Annotated in this window: 12 protein-coding genes and 7 pseudogenes; 7 read left to right on the forward strand and 12 right to left on the reverse strand. The window is 59.0% G+C overall.

What is annotated here, in order from left to right; translation table 11 throughout:
* Positions 1 to 477: 477 nt before the first annotated feature.
* The 3 genes and pseudogenes from AC5ZG1_RS41410 to AC5ZG1_RS41420 all read right to left on the reverse strand — a co-directional run bounded on the left by AC5ZG1_RS41410 (position 478) and on the right by AC5ZG1_RS41420 (position 4,246).
* Complete coding sequence (locus tag AC5ZG1_RS41410) at positions 478 to 867, reverse strand: response regulator transcription factor (protein ID WP_028168832.1); 390 nt, start codon at positions 865 to 867, stop codon at positions 478 to 480.
* Between the two features lie 91 nt (positions 868 to 958).
* Positions 959 to 1,639: a response regulator transcription factor gene (locus tag AC5ZG1_RS41415; RefSeq protein WP_028168833.1), complete on the reverse strand. Its 681-nt coding sequence runs from the start codon at positions 1,637 to 1,639 to the stop codon at positions 959 to 961.
* A pseudogene (locus AC5ZG1_RS41420) lies at positions 1,636 to 4,246 on the reverse strand (PAS domain S-box protein). Before AC5ZG1_RS41420 ends, AC5ZG1_RS41415 begins: the two are co-directional and overlap by 4 nt.
* A gap of 1,008 nt (positions 4,247 to 5,254) precedes the next feature.
* Here AC5ZG1_RS41420 and AC5ZG1_RS41425 point away from each other — a divergent pair.
* From AC5ZG1_RS41425 to AC5ZG1_RS41445, 5 genes and pseudogenes are all read left to right on the forward strand, one after another.
* A pseudogene (locus AC5ZG1_RS41425) lies at positions 5,255 to 7,279 on the forward strand (prolyl oligopeptidase family serine peptidase).
* Positions 7,280 to 7,556: 277 nt separating this feature from the next.
* A complete protein-coding gene (locus AC5ZG1_RS41430) occupies positions 7,557 to 8,387 on the forward strand; it encodes a beta-L-arabinofuranosidase domain-containing protein (protein WP_210164751.1) in 831 nt (276 codons plus the stop codon).
* A pseudogene (locus AC5ZG1_RS41435) lies at positions 8,333 to 8,979 on the forward strand (beta-L-arabinofuranosidase domain-containing protein). The gene AC5ZG1_RS41430 and the pseudogene AC5ZG1_RS41435 overlap by 55 nt, the downstream one beginning before the upstream one ends.
* Complete coding sequence (locus AC5ZG1_RS41440) at positions 8,945 to 9,517, forward strand: glycoside hydrolase family 127 protein (protein WP_210164753.1); 573 nt, start codon at positions 8,945 to 8,947, stop codon at positions 9,515 to 9,517. The pseudogene AC5ZG1_RS41435 and the gene AC5ZG1_RS41440 overlap by 35 nt, the downstream one beginning before the upstream one ends.
* A 687-nt stretch (positions 9,518 to 10,204) precedes the next feature.
* Positions 10,205 to 10,983 (forward strand): annotated as a pseudogene (locus AC5ZG1_RS41445) (IS701 family transposase); the annotation flags it as partial.
* A gap of 133 nt (positions 10,984 to 11,116) precedes the next feature.
* Here the strand turns inward: AC5ZG1_RS41445 and AC5ZG1_RS41450 are convergent.
* The gene (locus AC5ZG1_RS41450) at positions 11,117 to 12,229 is read right to left on the reverse strand and encodes a hypothetical protein (RefSeq protein WP_196237435.1); all 1,113 of its coding nucleotides are present in this window, start codon (positions 12,227 to 12,229) and stop codon (positions 11,117 to 11,119) included.
* Positions 12,230 to 13,113: 884 nt separating this feature from the next.
* Between AC5ZG1_RS41450 and AC5ZG1_RS41455 the strand changes: the two are divergent.
* Positions 13,114 to 14,044 (forward strand): annotated as a pseudogene (locus AC5ZG1_RS41455) (LysR family transcriptional regulator).
* Between the two features lie 65 nt (positions 14,045 to 14,109).
* Here the strand turns inward: AC5ZG1_RS41455 and AC5ZG1_RS41460 are convergent.
* The 6 genes and pseudogenes from AC5ZG1_RS41460 to AC5ZG1_RS41485 form a co-directional block, all read right to left on the reverse strand.
* On the reverse strand, positions 14,110 to 14,373 hold the full coding sequence (locus tag AC5ZG1_RS41460; RefSeq protein ID WP_394570349.1) for a hypothetical protein: 264 nt from the start codon (positions 14,371 to 14,373) through the stop codon (positions 14,110 to 14,112).
* Positions 14,374 to 14,526: 153 nt separating this feature from the next.
* Positions 14,527 to 15,467 (reverse strand): annotated as a pseudogene (locus AC5ZG1_RS41465) (IS110 family RNA-guided transposase); the annotation flags it as partial.
* Positions 15,468 to 15,583: 116 nt separating this feature from the next.
* Positions 15,584 to 15,766 carry a terminase small subunit gene (locus tag AC5ZG1_RS41470; RefSeq protein WP_028168835.1) on the reverse strand — a complete coding sequence of 61 codons (183 nt, stop codon included), beginning with the start codon at positions 15,764 to 15,766 and terminating at the stop codon, positions 15,584 to 15,586.
* A complete protein-coding gene (locus AC5ZG1_RS41475; RefSeq protein WP_035692697.1) occupies positions 15,766 to 15,999 on the reverse strand; it encodes a hypothetical protein in 234 nt (77 codons plus the stop codon). The genes AC5ZG1_RS41470 and AC5ZG1_RS41475 overlap by 1 nt, the downstream gene beginning before the upstream one ends.
* A complete protein-coding gene (locus AC5ZG1_RS41480) occupies positions 15,996 to 16,403 on the reverse strand; it encodes a hypothetical protein (RefSeq protein ID WP_051397283.1) in 408 nt (135 codons plus the stop codon). The genes AC5ZG1_RS41475 and AC5ZG1_RS41480 overlap by 4 nt, the downstream gene beginning before the upstream one ends.
* Positions 16,404 to 16,428: 25 nt before the next feature.
* Positions 16,429 to 17,031 (reverse strand): annotated as a pseudogene (locus AC5ZG1_RS41485) (MBL fold metallo-hydrolase); the annotation flags it as partial.
* Between the two features lie 595 nt (positions 17,032 to 17,626).
* On the opposite strand from AC5ZG1_RS41485, the gene AC5ZG1_RS41490 reads away from it, so the two are divergent.
* The gene (locus tag AC5ZG1_RS41490) at positions 17,627 to 19,633 is read left to right on the forward strand and encodes a hypothetical protein (protein WP_496136306.1); all 2,007 of its coding nucleotides are present in this window, start codon (positions 17,627 to 17,629) and stop codon (positions 19,631 to 19,633) included.
* A 298-nt stretch (positions 19,634 to 19,931) separates the two neighbouring features.
* Here AC5ZG1_RS41490 and AC5ZG1_RS41495 read toward each other — a convergent pair whose 3' ends face one another.
* The gene (locus AC5ZG1_RS41495) at positions 19,932 to 20,438 is read right to left on the reverse strand and encodes a hypothetical protein (RefSeq protein WP_245287664.1); all 507 of its coding nucleotides are present in this window, start codon (positions 20,436 to 20,438) and stop codon (positions 19,932 to 19,934) included.
* Between the two features lie 69 nt (positions 20,439 to 20,507).
* A complete protein-coding gene (locus tag AC5ZG1_RS41500; RefSeq protein WP_245287665.1) occupies positions 20,508 to 20,645 on the reverse strand; it encodes a hypothetical protein in 138 nt (45 codons plus the stop codon).
* Positions 20,646 to 20,846 lie beyond the last annotated feature (201 nt).

Here is a 20,846-nt window from a genome sequence, read left to right on the forward strand (position 1 = left end):
CTGCGCCAAATCCTCGTCCAGCTCATCCGCCGACTTCAGCTCCTCCCAAGCTGAAATCCGGGTTCTTCACGGTCGACTGGTTACACTCAGCAATCTGGGCCAAGCACCGTGAAGGAGCGCGCCTTCATCAGAGTCAAACTTTCGCCGCGAACAGGAGCGCCTGCCGAGATCATCGCTGCTGTTAGCAATGCCTGAGATATGGGCCGCCTCTAGGGTGGCCACGACCAGTTGAAACTGAGGTTAGTCGAGCAAGTGGCTTCGTCGTAAATCTCAAAGCGTTCGCGACCGTAGGTGATGGAGCCCCGCCGCAAGCCAGTGACGAATACCGGAAAAATATCAATAGGGGAGCCCGATCGCCAACGACTGGTTACGAGTTGCGATGCGAGGCCGAGGTCTTCATCGACGTTGCGGTGTTGCGAAGCGCGCGGTTCCGCCCACAGATCAGCACCGAACTGAGCAGACTGCGTGCTCATCGTCTCACGCGTTAGCTCCGCCGCGATGCTTATCCAGTGCGGTATGTAGGCACCTGATCAGGTGCTGTCCTGCGAATGGCTTGGCCAGCAAGCAAATCGCTCCCGCGCTCAGCGCCCGGGCGCGAACGCGATCATCGGGAAAGGCAGTGATGAAAATGAATGGAGCATCGCAACCTTCGGCCCGCATATGTGTCAGCAGGTCCAAGCCGCTCATAGCGGACATCTGCACGTCCGCAATCACACACGATGTTTCATTCAGGTGTGGCGAGCGCAAGAACTCCTCAGCGGATGCAAATGTATGGACTATGTAGCCGCGGGATTTCAAAAGATTATTTATCGCAGCACGGACGGAGCCGTCGTCATCGACCACGGAAATGAGCGAAGGCGTGAACAAAACGACCCCTCCTAACGCAGAAAAGGCGATTGCCGAAGCATAGTCGGCTGGGTCAAGGGTGGGCTTGAGAGATGAAATTGTATAGTCATACTTAGGCTTGTTCCGGCCGGTTGGGACGAATTCCCAGGGGCTCAGCCATTCTGATTAAATCGGCCAGCGACCGTGCGCCCATTTTCTTCATTACCTGTCCGCGGTAGATCTTGATGGTAATTTCGGCCAGCCCGAGCTCTGCGGCTATCTGTTTGTTCATCAGCCCAGCAGTGACCAGTTTCATCACGGCCTGTTCGCGTGGGCTTAAGGCCTCAAACGAGGACTGCAGGTTGGCAACCGTCTTCTCAACCTCCCGCCTTTTGCGATCCCGTTCGGTCGCGGCGACCACGGCGTCAAGCAGCTCCTGATCGCGAAACGGCTTGGTGAGAAAATCGACCGCTCCGCCCTTCATGGCCTTGACGGTCATGGGAATGTCGCCATGACCAGTGATGAAAATGATCGGAATGCGAAGGTTCAACTTGGCGAGCTCAGTCTGCAGCTCGAGGCCACTCAATCCCGGTAGCCTGACGTCAAGGACCAGGCAGCTGGCAACATCCGGAAGCTTGGCTTGCAGCATTTCTCGCGCCGATCCGAACGCAACAACGTCCAAGCCTACCGATCGAAAAAGATTCGCGAGCGAACGACGCATCGAGACGTCGTCGTCGATCACGAAGACGATCGCTCTTCCGCTCGGCTTCTCCGCTTGCGCGCCTCCGCGCGGCGAGTCACAGCGCCCGGTCACGACACGACCTCTTCATGCAACGGCAGGACCAATTGAAACGTCGCGCCCGACTCCTGCTTGCAGGCAATCGACAGGCTCCCTCCGTGAGCCTCCACGATCGAACGGCAGATCGAAAGGCCCATTCCAAGGCCGGTTGATTTGGTGGTGAAAAAGGGGTTGAATACCTGGTCAGCGTGTTCCTCGGTGATCCCAACGCCGCAATCTGTCACGGCGAGGTGCACGCCTCCCAGATCGTGTTGGGATGACCGGATCACCAGTTCGCGCGGTCGGTCTCTGACTGTTTGCATGGCCTCAATCCCGTTCATCACCAGATTCATGATCACCTGTTGCAGTTGAACCCGGTCACCCAGGATCATGGGGAGGGCCGCCGCCAACTCGGTCCGCAACGACACCTGGTGGCTGACCAGCTCGCGAGTCACCAGCGCGACAACCTCCTTGACGATCTCATTGATATTGAGCGGCACCATCTCGATCTCGCTTTTCTTGGCTAGCGTGCGAATGCGGCGAATCACCTCGCTCGCCCGGATGGCGTCCTCGATGATCCATTCCACTGAGCAGCGCGCGGCGGAAAGATCAGGAGTTTCGCGATCAAGCCAACCCAGACAAGCCTCGCCATTGGCGACAATGGCGGCCAGCGGCTGGTTTATCTCGTGCGCAATGGAGGTGGTCATCTCGCCCAGCGTCGTTACGCGTGTCACGTGCGCGAGCTCCGCCTGCGCCTTCCGCAGTTCTCGTTCAGCCTGATCTGCGCGGATGGTTGCGGTGATGTCAGTGCTGACGCCGCGATAGCCGAGGAAATTGCCGTCAGCATCAAAGAATGGCTTGCCGCTGGTCCGGACGTAAATTGGAGATCCGGTCCGGGTGACGGTGCGATAGATGAAATCGCGAAATGGAAGTCGCGCGTCGACTGTCGCCTGATGCTGCCGCCACTTCTCAGATTCCGCTTCGACATCGCCCGCAATTTCGCAGCGAAGCAGCCCGACGACTCCCGGGGCCAAAATGCTTGCTGCGCTGGTGTGCCCCGAAAAGCGGGTGACCCGGTGGTCCGGCCCGGTCTCCCAGAGCCAGTCGGAGGCCGTTTCGGCGTAGTCGCGAAAGCGCTGCTCACTTTCGCGCAAGTCAGCAAGAGCCTTTTCCAGCCGTTCCCTAGCTGCGTATTGCTCGGTGACATCCATATGCGTTCCGATGAGCTCGCTGACGTTGCCATCGCTACCGACCACAGCGTGCGCAACGGAATGTATGCGCCTTATCGCGCCTTTTGGAAGAAGGATTCGGAAATCATATTCGAAGTGCCCTCCCTTGTCTTCGATAGCCTGGCGCGGCACTTCCCGAAGCTGCGGCAAGTCGTCTGGATGGATACGCGACCGGATGGTCTCTATCGATACAGTCTCTTCCGGATCGAAGCCAAACAGACGATCGACTTCGGCGGAGCGATACACAAATTCGAGACGGTGGACGTCCCAGGACCAGCTGCCCGTGTGACTGAGACGCTGTGCTTCGGCCAGATAGGCCTCGCTACGGCGAAGCTGTTGTTCCGCCTGCTTTGCAGCCGTAATGTCCGTCACTGCCCCGACAAACTCGATATCGCCAGATGCGGTTCTAATGGCTCGTGCCAGCGCGTGGAGGTGCTTCACCGAGCCGTCCGGCAACAGCAGTCGGTATTCGTGCTCGAAATCCTCTAGGTTTCGGAGCGCTCGATCAATGGTCTGTCGCACGGCAGCCCGATCTTCTGGATGGGCTCGATCAATGACGAGTTGCGGGTTCAGTTTTGTCGCCGGATCGTGTTGGAAAATGCGAAAGGTCTCCTTTGACCAGATGACCTCGCCGGTGGCGACGTTCCAGCCGAAGCTGCCGGTGCGGCTCAATTCCTGCGCCTGGGCCAAATGGGCTTCACTCCGCCGCAGGGCAGTTTCCGTCCGCTTTCGCTCGGTGATATCTTCGCAGGCGATGAGGATGATGAGCTGGTCGTCTGCCCAATGCATGGCTTTGGCGTTTTCCCGCACCCACAGCACCGCGCCATCCTTCCTGACCTTCTGGATGTCCCAAGTGTGGGATTGGCCGACGGTTTCAACGCATAGCCCAAGGCATTTGCGAACAAGGGTAAGATCTTCTTCCAGAAAGACCTTCAGAACGGAATGCCCGACGAGCTCCGAGGGCGAATAGCCGAGCTGTGTTGCGCCCAACGTGTTCACGTTCAGGACCGTTCCGGCGGCATCGACCATGAAGTACATGACCGGGTTATGCTCGAAGACTTCGCGCCACCATTTCTCTCGATCTCGCAACTCAACCTCGCTGCGCCGGAGCTTGGCTGCGGCCTCAAGCGTGGCCGCCCTTTCCCGGCGGACTTTTCGGATGAGGTGGGTTCCGACAAGCAAGGCAACAAAGAGAATCACAACCACCGGAAGATCTTGCGGAGCATCGAATGCAAGATTGGAAGTAGGGGGCGTAAAGAAGTAGGCCAAAACAGCGATGGACAAGATGGAAAGCATGGCAGATACAATGAGGCTGCCCATAGCGAAAACCGCAAGACCACTACCAACAAGAGAACGCCATCGCGGCGAAATGGGTATGAAAGTACAAGGAAGTTGTCACCAGCGCCAGGACAATGCCACCAAAAACACGCTGCGCGACTAAGCGTCCGAGCTTCGTGAGGGTCCGAACTTGGCAAGGGGTCCAAACTTGGTAAGGCGCCCGAACTTGGTAAATCAGCCTGGCCTAAATAAATAACCTATCCCAAGGATCTGGAAAACTATACTAACGTTTTGACTCGGCTTTGCTTCCGCTCGTCCTGAGGTCCGCCGCTGCCGGTTGCGCGATGAGACCGCATTTTAAGCTAATTGAGCGATAGATTTCGATGGTACGCCTAGCCACTTCCGCGCTTCCAGACTTTCCAGACTTTTATGACGCCGAAGAACGGTGTCCCTGAGAAGCTAGCCGATCGAGGCGGCCCATCAAACCCTTTTTAGAACCCATACGGCCAGTCGCATAGGACCCCAACAGAGCGCAACGGCCAGGCCGGCAGTTCGACTGAAAGGGGGCCGTTAGGGCCGTGCCGAATGTTAGCGAGCATCCTAAGCCTCTGCCGCCGCATGGGCGCGAGCGTGCCCTTTCGCGTTGCGGCGTGGGATCCGCACGGTAGGTTCCCCAGCGCGTGGACTCAATTGATAGCCAGATTCGCCCGGCGGCGAGGGTGATGAAAGCAATTTCGGTGTAGCTCGTACCGCAAGCGCCTCTTTGCGCTGCAAGAACGGTCTCGGCCCTCAGCAACCAAGTTCTCGATCTTACCTTGATCCAGAGGTACGGACGTTGTGAGCGCGGCCACTTGGGGTGGGGCGGTGTCGCCCAGGTGCTCGGTAGTCGCCCCCAGGCAAGGAAAGCCGAGCTCGCATCGAGATGAAGTTGCCACGGGCAGTTTGGGGTTGAAGCCTTGAGGATGTGCGGTCCTGCCAAATGCGTCAGAGCGCGCCCAAGTCAACTACCAACTTCAGCAATTGATGGAATTGACTGACACATGGCAATCAGCCTCGACGGCCGCCACCGCAATGAACTGCGGATGCAATATGTGAAAAGCTTTGATGCGGTGCTGTGTCGGGAGTGCGCGTCAATGGCGATGGAGTGAAGCGTGGTGAAAGCAAACGCGACGACAAAGTACCTGCAAAGCCGACGCTTTCCGCTCCAGACGATGATCCCTATCTGTGGTTGGAACAGATCGAAGGCGCGCGGGCGCTGAAATTTGTTGAGCGGCAGAATGGCAAGACGCTGCAGGTGTTTGGCGAGCGGGATCGCGACGCGCTGACCTGGATTTACGATCGGATCGGCCGGACAATATTCCCTACGTCCGGCGGCGCGGCAGCTATCTCTACAATCTCTGGAAGGACGCCAACAATCCGCGCGGCCTCTTGCGACGAACCACTCTGGAAGAATTTCGCACGCCAAAGCCGTCATGGGAAGCTCTGCTCGAGATCGATCAGCTCGCGGTTAGCGAAGGCGAAGACCGGCTTCTGAGGGCGACGGTCTGGCCGCAGGGGAGTCATAGACGAACGATTTTGAGCCTATCGCGCGGCGGCAGTGATGCCGTCGCCCTGCGTGAGTTCGATACCGACACGTAGACGTTTGTCGGTGATAGCTTCGTCTTGCCGGAAGCCAAGAGCGCGGTTGAACGGCTCGATCCCGATACGCTGGTGCTGTCGAGCTCTCATAGGCAGGGCATGGCGACGACCTCCGGCTATGCGCGTACAGTGAGGATATGGCGGCGCGGTACGCAGGCGGATCAAGCGCAAGTGATCTTTGAGGTCGTAGCTGATCATGTTGAAGCCGGCTGCAATGTCGAGCGCACCGTCGTGCCGCCACGGCTGTGGTTCGTCGATCAGGTGGACGCCTTCAATTCTGCCACCCATCGCGACTGGCTCGCCATCAGACCGCGCGAGCCCTGATCTGTGGCAGGGCAGACCTATGCCGCGGATACGGTGCTCGTCATCTCTTTGGCCGCTTTCCTTCAAGGCAACCGTCAGTTCGAGGTTCTTTTCGAACCAAGCCCACGCCGGGCGCTGCAGGGGCTCTTTTGGAGTGCCGGTAGGCTTGTGCTTTCCATCCTCAACGAACTGCGGCCGTTCTTCGAGATCTGCTCGCCATCCGATAAAGGGTGGAGCCGCGCGCGACTGCGCGGGATCCCCGACATAGGGATAGTCCAGGTCTGGCCTCTTGATAGCGACCCATCCGAACGCAATGGCGACCTGCTCGTCGATAGCCAGGATCCGCTCACGCCAGCTTCGCTTATGCTGATCGAGAATAATGTCGGCAGTCCGACCGTGCTCAAGCAGGCGCCGAAGACCTTCACCGTGGATGGGCTGGTGGTCACCCAACATGAGGCCATTTCGATTGATGGCGAGCACATCCCCTACGTACGGACCGGTCCGGCCGGCGAGACGGGCGATGCGCCCGTCCATATGAGCGGCTACGGCGGCTTTGGAATCTCGATGAGGCCGTCCTACAATTCAGCGCTTGGCAAGCTTTGGCTCGAGCGCGGCGGCACCACGGTCCAGGCGCATCTACGCGGCCGTAGCGAGTTCGGCACGCGCTGGCACGATGCCGGCCGTCTCAGTGGCAAGAAATTGTCGCACGACGACTTCGCTGCCGTTGCCGCCGATCTCGTGCGTCGTGGCGTCACGGAGCCGAAGCGGATCGCAGCCCAGGGCGGATCGAACAGCGGCATCCTCATCACCAATATGCTGACGCGCTATCCGGAACGCTTCGGCGCGCTGGTCTACACGATCCCGCTGATCGACATGCGCCGCTACACCAAGCTTCTGGCAGGGGCAAGCTGGATTGCGATATGGGGACCCCGATAAGCTCGACCACTGGGAGTGGCTCAAGACCTATTCCGCGTATCATGCCGCCAAACGCGGCCAAACATACCCGCCGATCCTGATCGCCACCGCGGGCGGGACGATCGTGTTCATCCCGGACACGCGCGCAAGATGGCCGCGAAGCTCCAGGCGATGGGCTACGAGGCCTATTTCTACGAGCCTGCGGCGGGCGGTCATGGTTACGGTCGGGACAATAGGGAGCGGGCCGGGTTCGAGATTGCTGGGCTTTCGATTCCTGAAGAGCAAGATCGGCTGGCTTGACGGCGAGGCTTAGGCGGACCGGCGCTTGTGATCACACAAGCTCCAGCGTGATGGTTGCATGACATTTCAGCGGTAGGGGATTGGAAAGAAGCTTGGTTTGACCAGCCCTTTATGAGCCCTACGCCATCCAGCGGCATGGGGGCAGCTTTTCCATTTCTAGCGTTTCAACGTTCGCGTGCAGAATACGATTGCGCAGCCGCCAATTTCGGGGCCGCAACCTCAACAACGATCATGGCGAGCTGGCTTGCCTGAGCTAGGCGCCGGTTCGCCCCACACGAAGGAGAAACGAGATGAATCAGCGGGATGTGGCCGAAGTCAACCTTCACGACCTACAGGTCTCAGATCCGCTGATTGGGAAATGCCAGCACTTGGTGAGGGAAGTGGCGATTCCCTACCAATGGAACGCGCTCAACGACCGCAATCCGCAAGCGACACCGAGCCACGCGGTAGAAAACTTCCGTATTGCCGCCGGACGTGCGAAGGGGGAGTTCTACGGCACGGTTTTTCAGGACAGTGATGTCGCAAAATGGCTAGAGGCGGCTGCTTGGTCGCTGTGCCAGACACCCAATCCGGACCTGGACAAAGCCGCCGATGAGCTGATTGAATTGATTGCGGCCGCCCAATGCGGCGACGACTATCTCAACACCTATTTCATGCTAAAGGCGCCTCAGGAGCGCTGGAGCAACCTAGCCGAATGCCATGAGCTTTACTGTGCCGGCCACTTGATTGAAGCGGGCATCGCTTTCTTTCTGGCTACTGGCAAACGACGCCTGCTGGACGTCGTTTGCAGACTTGCTGACCACCTCGCCACAGTTTTCGGCCCGGAGCGCGATCAGCTACACGGCTATGATGGCCATCCAGAAATTGAACTTGCATTGACGCGCCTCTACGAAGTGACGCAGGAGCAGCGATATCTGACGCTAGCCAATTATTTCGTGGAGCAACGGGGCACCGAGCCGCACTTCTATGACATTGAACACGAGAAACGCCGGCAATCCTGCGACGTCAAATCACATGGCATGCCCTGGACGGTGAAAATAAGGCCTATAGCCAGGCGCACCTGCCAATTTCGGAACAGCGGACTGCAACCGGGCATGCGGTGCGTTTTGTATACCTCATGACTGCGGTCGCTCATCTCGCGCGTCTGCGTCAGAACGAGCAGCAACGCCAGGCTTGCCTGCGGCTATGGCAAAACATAGTGCAGCGCCAGATCTATATCACTGGGGGTATCGGCTCGCAAAGCTTCGGCGAAGCGTTCAGCAGCGATTACGATCTGCCGAACGTATCGCGTACGCGGAAAGTTGCGCGTCGATTGGGCTGATGATGTTGGCGCGCCGTATGCTGGAGATGGAAGTGGACAGTCGCTATGCCGACGTGATGGAGCGCGCGCTCTATAATACGGTTCTGGGCAGTATCGCTTTCGATGGGCGTCACTATTTCTATGTTAACCCGCTCGAAGTTCATCCCAAAACGCTGCGGTCCAATGGCATCTACAATCATGTCAGGCCGGTGCGGCAACGCTGGTTTGGCTGCGCGTGTTGTCCGCCGAACATCGCACGCCTTTTCACATCGATTGGTCATTACATCTATACGCCATGCTCCGACGCGCTCTACATCAATCTCTACATTGGCAATAGCGTGGCATTATCGGTTGGCGGGCATACGCCTGCGGTTGCTCATGAGCGGCAACTATCCTTGGAGGGACGAGGTTGAAATCGCCGTGGAATCTGCACAGCCGATCGCCCACACGCTCGCCCTGCGCCTGCCGGAATGGTGCAGCGCGCCGGCGGTGAGCCTGAACGGCGAACCTGTCCATTGCGAGCCCCGTAAGGGCTATTTGCACATTCACCGCACGTGGCGGCAGGGAGATCGCGTCAAACTATCGCTGCCGATGCAAGTACGCCGCGTATACGGTCATCCGCAACTTCGCAATTTGGCCGGCAAGGTGGCTATCCAGCGCGGCCCTTTGATGTATTGTGTGGAAGAAGCCGACAACGGGCCCGAGTTACACAACCTTTGGCTTCCTGCAGAAAGCCGGTTTTCGCTTGTCGAAGGTACTGGTCTCTTCGACAAGATTTTGCTGCAGGCTGATGGGTCCCGGTTGCAACACACGCATTCTGAAGAAACGGCACTTTGTCAGTACGACAAAGTGCCTGGACAGCTACAACCGCAGCGGCTGACATTCATTCCATGGTTCAGCTGGGCTAACCGCGGCGAAGGCGAAATGCGGATTTGGATTAAGGAGCGCTGACGCCGATGGCTGAGTGGCGCGTCCGTGAAGTTAATGCGTCGCCCGTGAAGTGCCCTTTAGGCCTTGATCGCGGATTCAATTTCCTAGCAACAACGGTTTTGAGATTGCAAGCTTTTGCGGCTTGAGGCCTCGGAAGCTTGCAAATTTGATCTTGAAGATAGAACCAAGCCGCTGGCGCGCATTGAATTTTTGCTGGAGTGGGAGTGGTGCTAACAACCAACAATCTTCTTGCCATCGGCAGGCGGCGCTTGGAATGAATAGAACCGTGCAGTCGGATGAACAATGAGAACCACCAACGACATCGCTTCATCCAAGGGACGTGCCGCGGCGCCGCTCTGCAATTCCCTCGTTGAAGGCCGTTACCGGGCTTCTCGCGCCAGGGTTGTCACGGATGGCCTTTCCGCCACTCCTAACCCATTGACAGCACATACCCTCGACAACCTACCCCAACTAGCAACATCCCTGCCGCGTCGCGCCGTTGTGCATGCGTTTGAGCCTGGCGATCGTCTAAGATCATCGGTTTTCAATTTCGCCGGCTCGGGCGTGGCAGCGGCTCATTCAATCCGGCTTCTATGAGCACGCGCCACCGCGCCCGGCTCCCGCCTGCCACGCGACCTCACAGAACCCTCAAGATCCCGAATCGATTTTTCGACGATTGAGAGGAAGTCGGCTTTTGGAGGGCCGACCATGGGGAACGCGACGCCGGATTGCGAAGACGAGCTCGAGCCTTGGCTGAAGCCATTCCTGGATCGCTTGGGTCATAAGGCGCGGCGACAGATGTGTCCGCGTTACATTGCCGGGTTGATCGGCCCTGGTGAGCGCAAAAACATTCAACCGATGGCGTAACGCTCTGCAGCGCGCGAATACGATCAGCTGCACCATTTCATCGCTGATGGCGTCTGGGATGCGAAGCCGTTAGAGACAGAGCTGCTCAATCAGGCCGACCGGCTCGTCGGCGGCGATGATGCGGTGCCGGTTATCGACGACACCTCGCTGACGAAGAGGGGCGAACACTCGGTCAGTGTCGCGGCTCAATATGCCTCGGGCGTTGGCAAAATGGCAATTGCCCAACGTTGGCGTCGCTGACGCTTGTGCGCGGTGAAGTACCAGCGATGATCGCATTGCGTCTCTTCCTACCCGAGAGTTGGACCAGCGATACCGCAAGTTTGAAGCGCGGCGGCGTACCAGTCGAATACCGAACCCCACGATCCAAGCTTTTGGCCGAGATTGATCGCGCGATGGTGCCGGCGTGCGGTTCGGTTCCGCTGGCCGATACAGGATACAGCCTCAGTGCGCCGTTTCGGCAAGGGGGCACGACGCGGGCTGGCCTGGGCCGTTGGCATCCCTCGTCACCTGAAGGTGGACCCGGTCGGCGTCAAGCTGATCTGGCCGCTCGCAATGCGAGGGCGTCCCCGCAAGCGGTCCATTCCGGACATCCTGTCGCGCCCGCCGAAGACATGCTCGCGTGATCAAGCCCGAGCTCCTCTTTCAACTGCTGATGCGCCTGGATCGGACGCGCACGCGTTCGGCACGCTCGACTTCCAGATAACTGAAAGCAGGCGCGCCACCCCGGCCGATTCGACCACAGGCGATAGCTCGTCAGGACTGCGAAGATTGATGGCTGGAATCCGAGGGGCAAAGAGTTCGAGAGTCCGCCATCATCTCGGGCGTATCGGAGCTGACCCTTGCTTTCTTGATGCGCGGACCATCTTGCGGTGCGTCAGCCGTGTTCGGATTATCTACGATGGCTGTCCGATAGTCAGCTAGATTGCCGCCCAGAAACAAGACCTCGGTCTCCTCGGTCGGTATTCCCCTCACCCAATCTCGCAGCTCCTCATCTCCGGGAGCATGCCCACGCTCTAAAATATCGTTGATTTTTTTGATCGGCCAAGCGGTGACGCTTGGTACCGTGTAGGTGTGCAGCTTCTTAGCATTCTTTGCAATCGCCTTCGCGCCATTCTCACTGTCGTCCTTTGAAAGGAGCAGTCGTGAGGGGTCCTGGCACAATGACACAAAAGCACTCTCTCTAAGGCCTTTGGTATGCCATGCAGCGAGGCGCGCCATATCAATTTCGTCCTCTCTTTCGTCGTCCGAGCAGATAGCAGCCTTTGAAACATGCGGGGTCGCGTGAGCACGCAAATCCGCTAAGGAACGCACATGCGCGATGGCACTCACCTCCTCCTCTAGGAGGGGCTCGCAATCGATGTCCTCGTTCTGAAAACGGTGCAGCGGCAGATACGATGATGCCACCACGTCGTCGAAGATGCGGTCGCCGTCAACACTGCCGGCACAAGATCCGGTGGTTCGTGGCCACTGTACTGCTCGCTGCGCAGCGAGTTTGATCTCGTTCTTTAGCGCCTTAACGTTCGCTCCGGTTAGCGATCCGGCAAGTTCGGCGCGCCCCCTGACAAAGGAAGCGGCCGGGCACCGCTCGCTTTCCTGGATAGCGCACGCTCTCAGAGTGCCCTTCGTCATGGTCGAGGGTGATCCAATCCCGGAATCCATCAAAGCGACAGCTGAATCCGATGTTCGGTGGATTGGCCGCAACTCACTCAGCTGCTGCTCAAAGTTCGCTTGATCCGGGGACGGGTGTGCTGGTGAGCTGGTTTGTGCGCTCAGGTCGCCCGGCTGTTGCTGCGCCCGCTGCCGCTGCCGCAGGAGATCGTCAGCTTCAATGGAGTCTTTTGCGGTGTTTGGTGGATCGATATTCATCTGTTCCCCTCCAGCATGGGTCATTTCAGGCTTTATTTTCGTAGGGGCGGCTTTCGAGAAGCTGACGAGTCAGGAAGGAATGCGACCGACGCCCAACTTTTCGGGCGCTTCCCCGCTCGGCTGCCGTCGCTGCGGAGGAGATCCGTGCGCCGGATCCCTTGGTCGCTCTCCTCTGACGAAGCGTGCGGCAATTCCTCGAGCAGCTGCTCAAAGCTCGCTTGCGAGCTCGCGTCGTCCGACTCTTGACCCGGCGGAATCTCGGCATTCTGCGGAGCCGATCCTGATAGTGATGGGTTCACCTGCCGAGGATTGAAGTGCGAGCCGTCCATACCGTTCTCCATTCGGAATCAAGCTGCAGATCTATGCAGCCCAGCTCAGATCTGGCGCAAGCAGCACAGAGGCCCGCAAGTTTGAGACACGAATCATGTGAACCTCGGAAAGAGCAACTTGCGCCCTAGTAAACAGGCGACAATCGCGTCCCGATCTCCGGGCTCAATGTAGGAGATCTAGCTTTCGGCAAGCTGACGAAACCATGCACCCTAAAGGCCCGTTCTTGGGGGCCGTCGCTACGGTGACGCTCCTGCGGCTGCTTCTTTTTTCCAGGTGTCGCTTTCGCGAGAGATTCGGTCTGCGCGGCGGTTTCTGATCCAGCGGGTTTGCGCCGGGCCGCCGTAATCCTATCGCTGCTCGAATCCAGCCAATGTAAGCCGCCTACAGTGAGGGGGTGGGCGGCTTCGTCGTGAGGTTGATAGCTTGCGACAGAGGCTCGCGGCGCCCGTCGCGGAGACCGTCGAAGTTACCTCCGTGGCGGCGACAAGCGAGACATACGTCCCGCCTAGAGCGGGGACGTCATGTTCTTTGCGGTTTGCTATCGAGCTCTGAACATGACCGAAATCGAGATTAGGAAGAATCGGCGGAACGCGGCCAGAGCTATTGACCTTCAGCAGCTTCGACTGGCCGTTGCTGCTTGCGACTACGGAAGCTTTCGACGCGCCGCCGAAGTGCTTTCGATCAAGCACACGGTGCTGAGCCGTTCCGTCGGTCAGCTTGAGCATCTGGTTGGGACTTCGCTGTTCGACCGCTCGAGCGGGGGGATCAAGCCCACTCTCGCTGGCCGAGCAGTTCTGCGAATTGCCCGTTTGATTTTGGAACAAGTCGATGCGCTCGTCGACACGGGAGTATCCAATGGACGCGGCGAATCCGGTCTCCTTACCATTGGCTTCTGCACATCCATTTCGACCGGGAATTTGCGGGCGACGATAGGTGAGCTCAAGAAGCTGCTACCACGGCTCGAATTGGCAACGATGGAACGCTCTCGCTTCGGTCTGATGACTGCCCTCCGTAACGGAACGGTCGACGTTGTCGTTAGCCCTGGACGTCTACCTTCAAAAGACACCAGATCACTACTGCTCTGGAGCGAACGCATTCTGATCTCGCTGCCGCAGGATCACTGCCTGGCGGCACGCGAGATCATCTATTGGACCGATTTGCGTAAACGAAAAGATCCTTCTAAGTGAGTATGATCCCGGACGAGAGCTCGAGGATCTCTTGATTTCGAAGCTCGTTCTACCTGACGATCGCCCCGCCGTAGAGCGCCATGACGTAAGCCTTGGCATCATCAAGAGTCTGACGAGTATGGGCATGGGGCTCAGTCTAGTGATGGAATCGGATATTGGTGCAAGTTTCGCTGGCCTTGTGTACCGGGAGTTGCAGGACGGAGCGGGGCCAAGCCGGGTGGACTTCTACGCGCATTGGCGCGACGACAATGAGAACCCGGCTCTGAAGCGTTTCCTCAATCTGTTGGCAGAACGCTAGGGCTGCGGGAAGCTGCCGCAGATAGGAGGTCGGCGCCCGGCGTTGTTCTCAAGCGTCCCGTTGGCTCAAGCGGTCCGTTCAAAGAGCACGCCGAACTGCCCACGGATATCACCGACGATGACGGTTCGAAGAAGGCGAGCCGCCCTAAGCTCGCCGGCCACGAGCCGCGGAAGCAGCATGCAAAGCGGAGCAATGATCCGGCAGCCGACCGGAAGGCCGCACTCGCTTTTGAGAAGGAACAGAAGCGACGCGAGCGCGAGGATGCAAAGGAAGAGGCGGCTCGGCAGAAGAAGCGCGAGCGACGGCAGCACGCCATCGACAAAGCGCAAGCCGCCTTGGACGCAGCTCGTCAGAAGCACGAAAAGAATGCTGCCGACATTCGAGCTGAGGTCGAGGTTCTCGAGGCGCGAGCGCAAGCCGAAGAGGCGCGTTGGGATAAGGAGAAGGCGCGGCTGGAAGCTTCGTTGCGACGCGCGCGAGGGTACCAGCATACGCGGTTTGCGAGCCAGCATCTGTTCGAGCCACGAACCCTTCGGCGCGCCCGGTTTGCTTGCCTGCTGACAACGGCGCTACTGCCGATGATGAGTAGGCGCCTGAGCGTGCGTTCGCCCATCTTGGATGTCACGCCGAGCTTCTGCTTGCCGTCCGTCGATCTTTGAAGGGGCGTGAGACCGAGCCAGGCCGCGAAGTCACGACCTTTGGCAAAAGTCTCGGCCGGCGGTGCTAGAGCGGCGATCGCGGTGGCGGAGATCGGGCCGATGCCAGGAACGGTCATCAGCCTGCGCGATACTTCGTCCTCGCGAGCGCGTCGCGCGATCTCCTTGTCGAGATCCGCGATCTTGCCGTTGAGGCCGGCGAACAGGTCCAACATCACTCGGAACATGGTGCGGGCCGCTTCGGGAAGCGAGCTGGCCATCGCTTCCTCCTCGATCAGATCGGCAAGCGTCGCCACATGCGACGGCCCCTTGGGTGCAATCCAACCATATTCAGTGAGGTGACCCCGGATCGCGTTGATGAGCTGGGTTCGCTGCCGCACTAACAGATCACGGGTCCGAAACACCAGACCCGCCGCCTGTTGCTGTTCGCTCTTCACGGCCACGAACCGCATGCTCGGCCGCTGCGCCGCTTCGCAGATCGCCTCGGCATCGATCGCGTCGTTCTTTTGCCGCTTCACGAACGGTTTTACATAGGCGGGCGGGATCAGCCGAACTTCATGGCCAAGCTGGGTGAGCTGACGCGCCCAGTGATGGGCTCCGCCACATGCCTCTAAAGCTACCGTGCAACGCGGCTGGGCTGCGAAGAAATCCAAGAGCTTTCCTCGGCTGATCCGTTTGCTGAATACAGCCCGTCCTTTCCCGTCCGCTCCATGAACGTGGAAAACATGCTTAGCGATATCCAGACCGATTGTGCTAACCTGCAACACGGACGCCTCCCTTAAGTGGTGCTAAACACCTCCACTTTGGCACATCGATGCCGTCGGCGGGGCGTCCACCCCATCATAAATCTTCGTCGATGTCCGCTTCGCCCGATACCGACCGCTTATCGGCCACACGGCTCCGAGGGCTTTAGCCACTTCAGCACGTCCTCAGTGTCGAACTCGAACTGCTTGCCCCGACCACCATGAGATTTGACCGGCATTCCGTTCTCGACCCATGCGGAAATCGTCGGCAGCGAATAGCCGAAGATGTCCGCAAGCTCTTGCCGGTTGACGACCTTGCCCATTATTCGTCGATCTCGACGCCCATAGCGGTCAGTTCGGTGTCGATGGCCGCGATGCGCCGATTAAGCTCGGCGACAACGGCGGCCTTGACCGCTGCGACCATCTCGGCGTCCTGATACGTGCCCCTGATCGTCACGCCGAGACCATCGCCGTGATCTGCAATGCGGCGCGCTCCGCACAGCTCGTCGCGTCGCTTCAGAAGGCGCTCGAAGTCGCATGCCTGGGACAGCTTCATGCGAGCCCCCGATCCGCCCGAGCAGCGAGATCAGCGACGACGATGTCCATCTGGCGGAAGGTGGACGCCATGTCGCCTTGGTAGTTGAGGACCGACCGATGCGCCTTGACTTCAAGCTCGGCCTTCTCGGTGAAATGATCCTGCGGGATAAGGCCGGGGCGGACGATCTCGATGACCCATCCACCCATGCGGTCGATGGCTTCGCCCTCATTGGCGTGCCTCACATCCTCGAAGACGACGCGCTTCGGGGTCTCGATGTAGAGTTTGTCGGTCTCGGTGCCGATCCAGAAGTCCGAACCCATATGGTCGCGGCCCCAAAGACCACCGAGCCCTTCCATCGCGTGTCGGGGCGACCGGCCACCCAGCCAGGGCGTCGGCTTCTCTTTCAGATCGCCCTCGATCATGCGCTCGATGGTGGCTTCGTCGCAGTGCCGATACTCGAGTGTTCGCGAACCTCTTGCTCGCCTCGGCCAATATTTCCTCATCATGATAGCGACCGGAAATGTGTGTCAGAATGAGCAGCCTGACGCCCGTCGTTGCCGCGAGCGTGGCGGCTTCGGCCGCGGTAAGATGCCCGTAATCGCGGGCGATGGACGCATCGCGTTGGAGAAAAGTCGCCTCGATCACCAGCACGTCGGCATCGCCAACGTGCTCAGCCAGGCCATCGACAGTCTCGGTATCGCCAACGATGACAAGCTTCTTGCGTCCCTCCGGCGGCCCGAGGACGTCTTCGGGATCGATCGTCTTGCCATCCGCGAGTGTAACGGGCCTTCCTTCCGCCAGCTCCTTGCGCACGGGACCGTCCGGCACCCCGAGGGCCGAAAGGCGGTCTGGCCGAAGATGGCGACGGACCTTACTTTCGAAGGAAAACCCGAAGCTGTCTGTGTCGCGGTGGGGGATCGGAAAGCACCCGATCGTGAAGGCGCCGGCGTCGAGGACCTGGCCGGTCGCCAGCGGAACGAGATCTAGCGGAACGGGCGCACGCCCTTCTCTCCACAAGCCCGCGAGCATCTGGACGACGACGTCGAGGGTAGCGAAGGTAGGCGCGCAGCATGTCCTTCAGCGCGCCAGCGAACCGGCCGCGCACAAACCCGTGGCGCTCGATGAGATGGCGGGCCACGGTGGTCTTGCCGGACCCGATAAAGCCCTTGAGGCCGATAACGATCATGAAAGGAAGGCTCCGATTGGATCTATACGGTCTCAATCGGTATTGTTTCTTTCGCGCGTTTCGGTATCCCCTCAGTCCGCCAGACGACGCCGGACCAAAATATCAATTTCGCCCGTCAAAAATCGCCAGTTCGATGTTTTCCGGGTCCGCCTGGGGCCTCCATCCTGCAACCGACCCGAGAACAGAAAGCGCCTTTTGAAATTTTGTATCTAGCGATATCGGGCGGTCGCGCGTCACCCGCATGGGGAAGGGCCCTGGCAGGACCCAAAGTGTTACAACTCTGCGAGATGCTCGAAGCCGGCAAGAGGTGCGAAGAGCTAGATCATGGATGCTGATCCCGAGCGATGTCGGTTCCGAGGTTGGCGGGTGCGAACGCTGCGTGACCATGGCCACGTCAGGTTCTCGACAGCTTCCCACAGTAGGAGACCTGCTCAGGTAATCTTGAACGTGAGGCTAACCGTGGACCCGCAAGACTTTGATCCATTTAATGTGGCAGCTTCGTCGCAGGTGCAGCACGCCGCTTCGGAAGAGCCGCAGACGGGCCAGGCCCGCCAATTTGAGCAGCACTTGGCCCACGCAAGCCAGGCCGCTCCCGTTGCCAGCAGGCCCTCCAGCTATCCACATCTGTCTACAGAAGACCGGAACTTTATCGATAGCGTGATCACTCAATATGCGGCTCAGAAAAAGCCAAAACCTGAAACGGTTAGAGGCTATACTCAGGCACTTCGTCGACTTGGGAATGATCTCCGCGCTCGCGGCCAGACGACCGATCTAGCAAACCACAAGTCCCTGCTCGAGCACGCAACTACTTTCTTTCCGAAAGACAACAAAATGAAGAAAGCGGTGGCCGTCCTTCGTGCGTATCATGGCACCAGTCATTTAGTTTCTCGCGAGGAACCGCGCGCGCTCTCCTCAGGGAAAGACGCATCTAACGATGTCCAACAATCCCTTGGCGAAAGGACGGATGCACGCGCCAGGAGCAATCTCCTGCCAAGCGAAGGGGTCCTTATCAATCATGAGCATGACGCGGCTCAATCGAGAGCAGCGAAGAGACAGAGGGCGCTGCCCGATCTTGAAGAGGTTGTGATATACCGACAGTCAAGCGCGAACGCCGCTTCAGCAGAAAGTAGCGGTGCACCGCGGGTTGCAGCAACAGGCGTCATAGTCCGAGGGCATCCGGATAAGCGGCCTCTTTATTCCGAGGATGCTGCTGTCGTCCTGAAGCTTGAGCACGCCCTCATAGAGGGCGGCATGAGCAGCCAAGGGGCGCATGAGCATGGAAGCCGCCTCATTAACTATAGCCGTTGGCTGTTCAAAGATAACCGACCGGGCATTGTTGCTCGGCTGGACAGCAAGTCGCTGATCGACGATGGTGCCATACACAAATACCCCGGAGGGAATACTGCGAAACTCCTTAGATCCTTAGAGTATTTCCGCACCTTGCGGGCGACGGGAGTGGTCGTGCCCAAGAAACCCGGCGGCCCTCGCGCTGAGCTTAATCCTTCCCCCCAGAACGTCGCCCTCATCAATCCCGAAACCGCGGCGCTGATGGAACCGCGGCGCATCGACGACGCCGCTGCGCAGCACAGCGTGCCGCACCAAGCGGGTACTCGGCTAGAGGAGCTTCAGGAAGAACAGGACGGTCACCCCGCCGTATCGGCTTTCATGCAGGCGCAAGCCGCATTCCGTTTAGAGCAGCTCCCGCAGGGAGAGCTTCAGCGACTGGAAAAACAATTGCATGACGAGCGTCACGGACTAGGAGACAATCATTCTGCTCTGTCGTTTTCCATCGATTCGGAAGACCTTACTTTGGATCCCGAGCTGTTCTCTCTAGAGGACCTTCTGCGACCGCTTGATGACGAGCCAGCAGAGGAGCTTCAGGAAAGGCGAGATGAACACTCCGCCCCGTCGGCTTTCATTCAAGCGCAAGCCGCATTCCATTCAGAGCAGCTCCCTCAGGGAGAGCTTCGGCGAGTGCTGGATCATCTGGATGATGAAGCCATGCCGTCAGCAGTCTCCGACCCTTCAGAGGAGCTTCAGCGACTGGAAAAAGAGTTGCATGACGAGCTTCACGGACTAGGAGACAATCATCCTGCTCTGTCGTTCTCCATCGATCCGGAAGAGTTTACTTTTGATCCCGAGCAGTTCTCTCCAGGGGAGCTTCGGCGACTGCTTGATGCCGAATCCGCAGAGGAGCTTCACGAAAGGCGAGATGATCACCCCGCCCCGTCGGCTTTCATTCAGGCGCAAGCCGCATTCCATTCAGAGCAGCTCCCTCAGGGAGAGCTTCGGCGAGTGCTGGATCATCTGGATGATGAAGCCATGCCGTCAGCAGTCTCCGACCCTTCAGAGGAGCTTCAGCGACTGGAAAAACAGTTGCATGACGAGCTTCACGGGCGACGGGACAATCATGCACTCGATGCGCCATCCACGCATGTAGCGAATGATCGGCGCGACACTGCCTGACACGATCCCGTCGATGACGTCCGCCCCAGCACAGTAATGCGGCGCGCTGATCCTTAGCAGGCCCGAGGTCTTGGTCGAAGGGGCTGACATCGCTGGTATGGCCGTAGTCCGAGTTGTTTGCATTTTCTGCAAAGAGATATCTTGGTCGCTGTGCAGTTCATCGGCCAGAGCCATGGGGACCGTCGGGCTCAAGATGCCGAGATCGCGAGCGCGAGTAGAACCGTGCGTCGTCTATTACGAGGGGGAGTCATTTCGCTCATGAACCTTCCCGACCAAAGGGGCGGTGGAGTCGATTCGCTCATGGACCCTCTATCGCGTCGCTGCAGACCACCGCGCGATAGAAGTGCTGCGGGAAGCGCGCCTGGACGACGCCCGACACGGTCCCGAGAAAATCCCAATGCTCATTCATCGTCGCACTGCCCTGAAGCACCGCGAGCGTTTGCAGCGGCAGCCGCTTCTTCGTGCGACGACGCACGATCAGCACCTTGCCGTTGCTCACGATCTGGAACGGCTTCCGCTTCTGACCGTCCATGCGCTTCAACTGGCGGCGCACAACGGTATGCACCGGCGCACTGCCAATCGATCCGTAGGGCTTGATCAGGATGCCGCCAGAAGCGAGACGGCCACGGCTATCTCGCTTCGCGCGGACCGACAGAGCGTTGTCGGGATACTTCTCCTTGCCCGCACCGATGACGTGGCGCTCCATGTACTTGTCGATGCTGCCCACCGTCGCCATGAGCGTGCTGCCGTTGGCAGGGCGGATGCGGATGCCGCCGACAACCCATGGCCGCCCGGCATCGTGCATCGAATGACTCGCTTTGCGCTCGTGCGCATCCGTTTCAAGTTGACTGTCCATGCCCGCAAAGAACGCGTGCTATTGGCGGAGGAAGAGGAATAGCGCGGCGTTGCCTATCTGGTAGTCCGCAATGCGCTTCTCCCTAATCCTATCCACCAGCTCATTGGCCGCCGCGAAATATTCTTCGGCAAGGGAAGCAGTGTTGGCCTGCATCATGCCGCCGATGGCAAATCCGTGCGGCCCAGACCATTCATCCTCACGCGCGTGATCCCCGGTTAGCTCCTCGAAGTGTCATTCGGCGCGCTGTTTGACCCCTTATCGGCGCCGAAGGTTGACCCCGCGTATTGCCTCATCTGAGGATGTTACTTTCGCTTGACGGACGTAGCGCCGACTGTCGGCCGGTCTGAGGTTGCGTCA

This window comes from Bradyrhizobium sp. Leo78 (assembly GCF_059512425.1).

Coding starts and splice junctions, on each gene's coding strand:
- AC5ZG1_RS41430 (WP_210164751.1), top strand. CDS start 7,557: ATGAATCAGCGGGATGTGGCCGAAGTCAACCTTCACGACCTACAGGTC.
- AC5ZG1_RS41440 (WP_210164753.1), top strand. CDS start 8,945: ATGAGCGGCAACTATCCTTGGAGGGACGAGGTTGAAATCGCCGTGGAA.
- AC5ZG1_RS41450 (WP_196237435.1), bottom strand. CDS start 12,229: ATGAATATCGATCCACCAAACACCGCAAAAGACTCCATTGAAGCTGAC.
- AC5ZG1_RS41470 (WP_028168835.1), bottom strand. CDS start 15,766: ATGGGCAAGGTCGTCAACCGGCAAGAGCTTGCGGACATCTTCGGCTAT.
- AC5ZG1_RS41475 (WP_035692697.1), bottom strand. CDS start 15,999: ATGAAGCTGTCCCAGGCATGCGACTTCGAGCGCCTTCTGAAGCGACGC.
- AC5ZG1_RS41480 (WP_051397283.1), bottom strand. CDS start 16,403: ATGATCGAGGGCGATCTGAAAGAGAAGCCGACGCCCTGGCTGGGTGGC.
- AC5ZG1_RS41495 (WP_245287664.1), bottom strand. CDS start 20,438: ATGCACGATGCCGGGCGGCCATGGGTTGTCGGCGGCATCCGCATCCGC.
- AC5ZG1_RS41500 (WP_245287665.1), bottom strand. CDS start 20,645: ATGATGCAGGCCAACACTGCTTCCCTTGCCGAAGAATATTTCGCGGCG.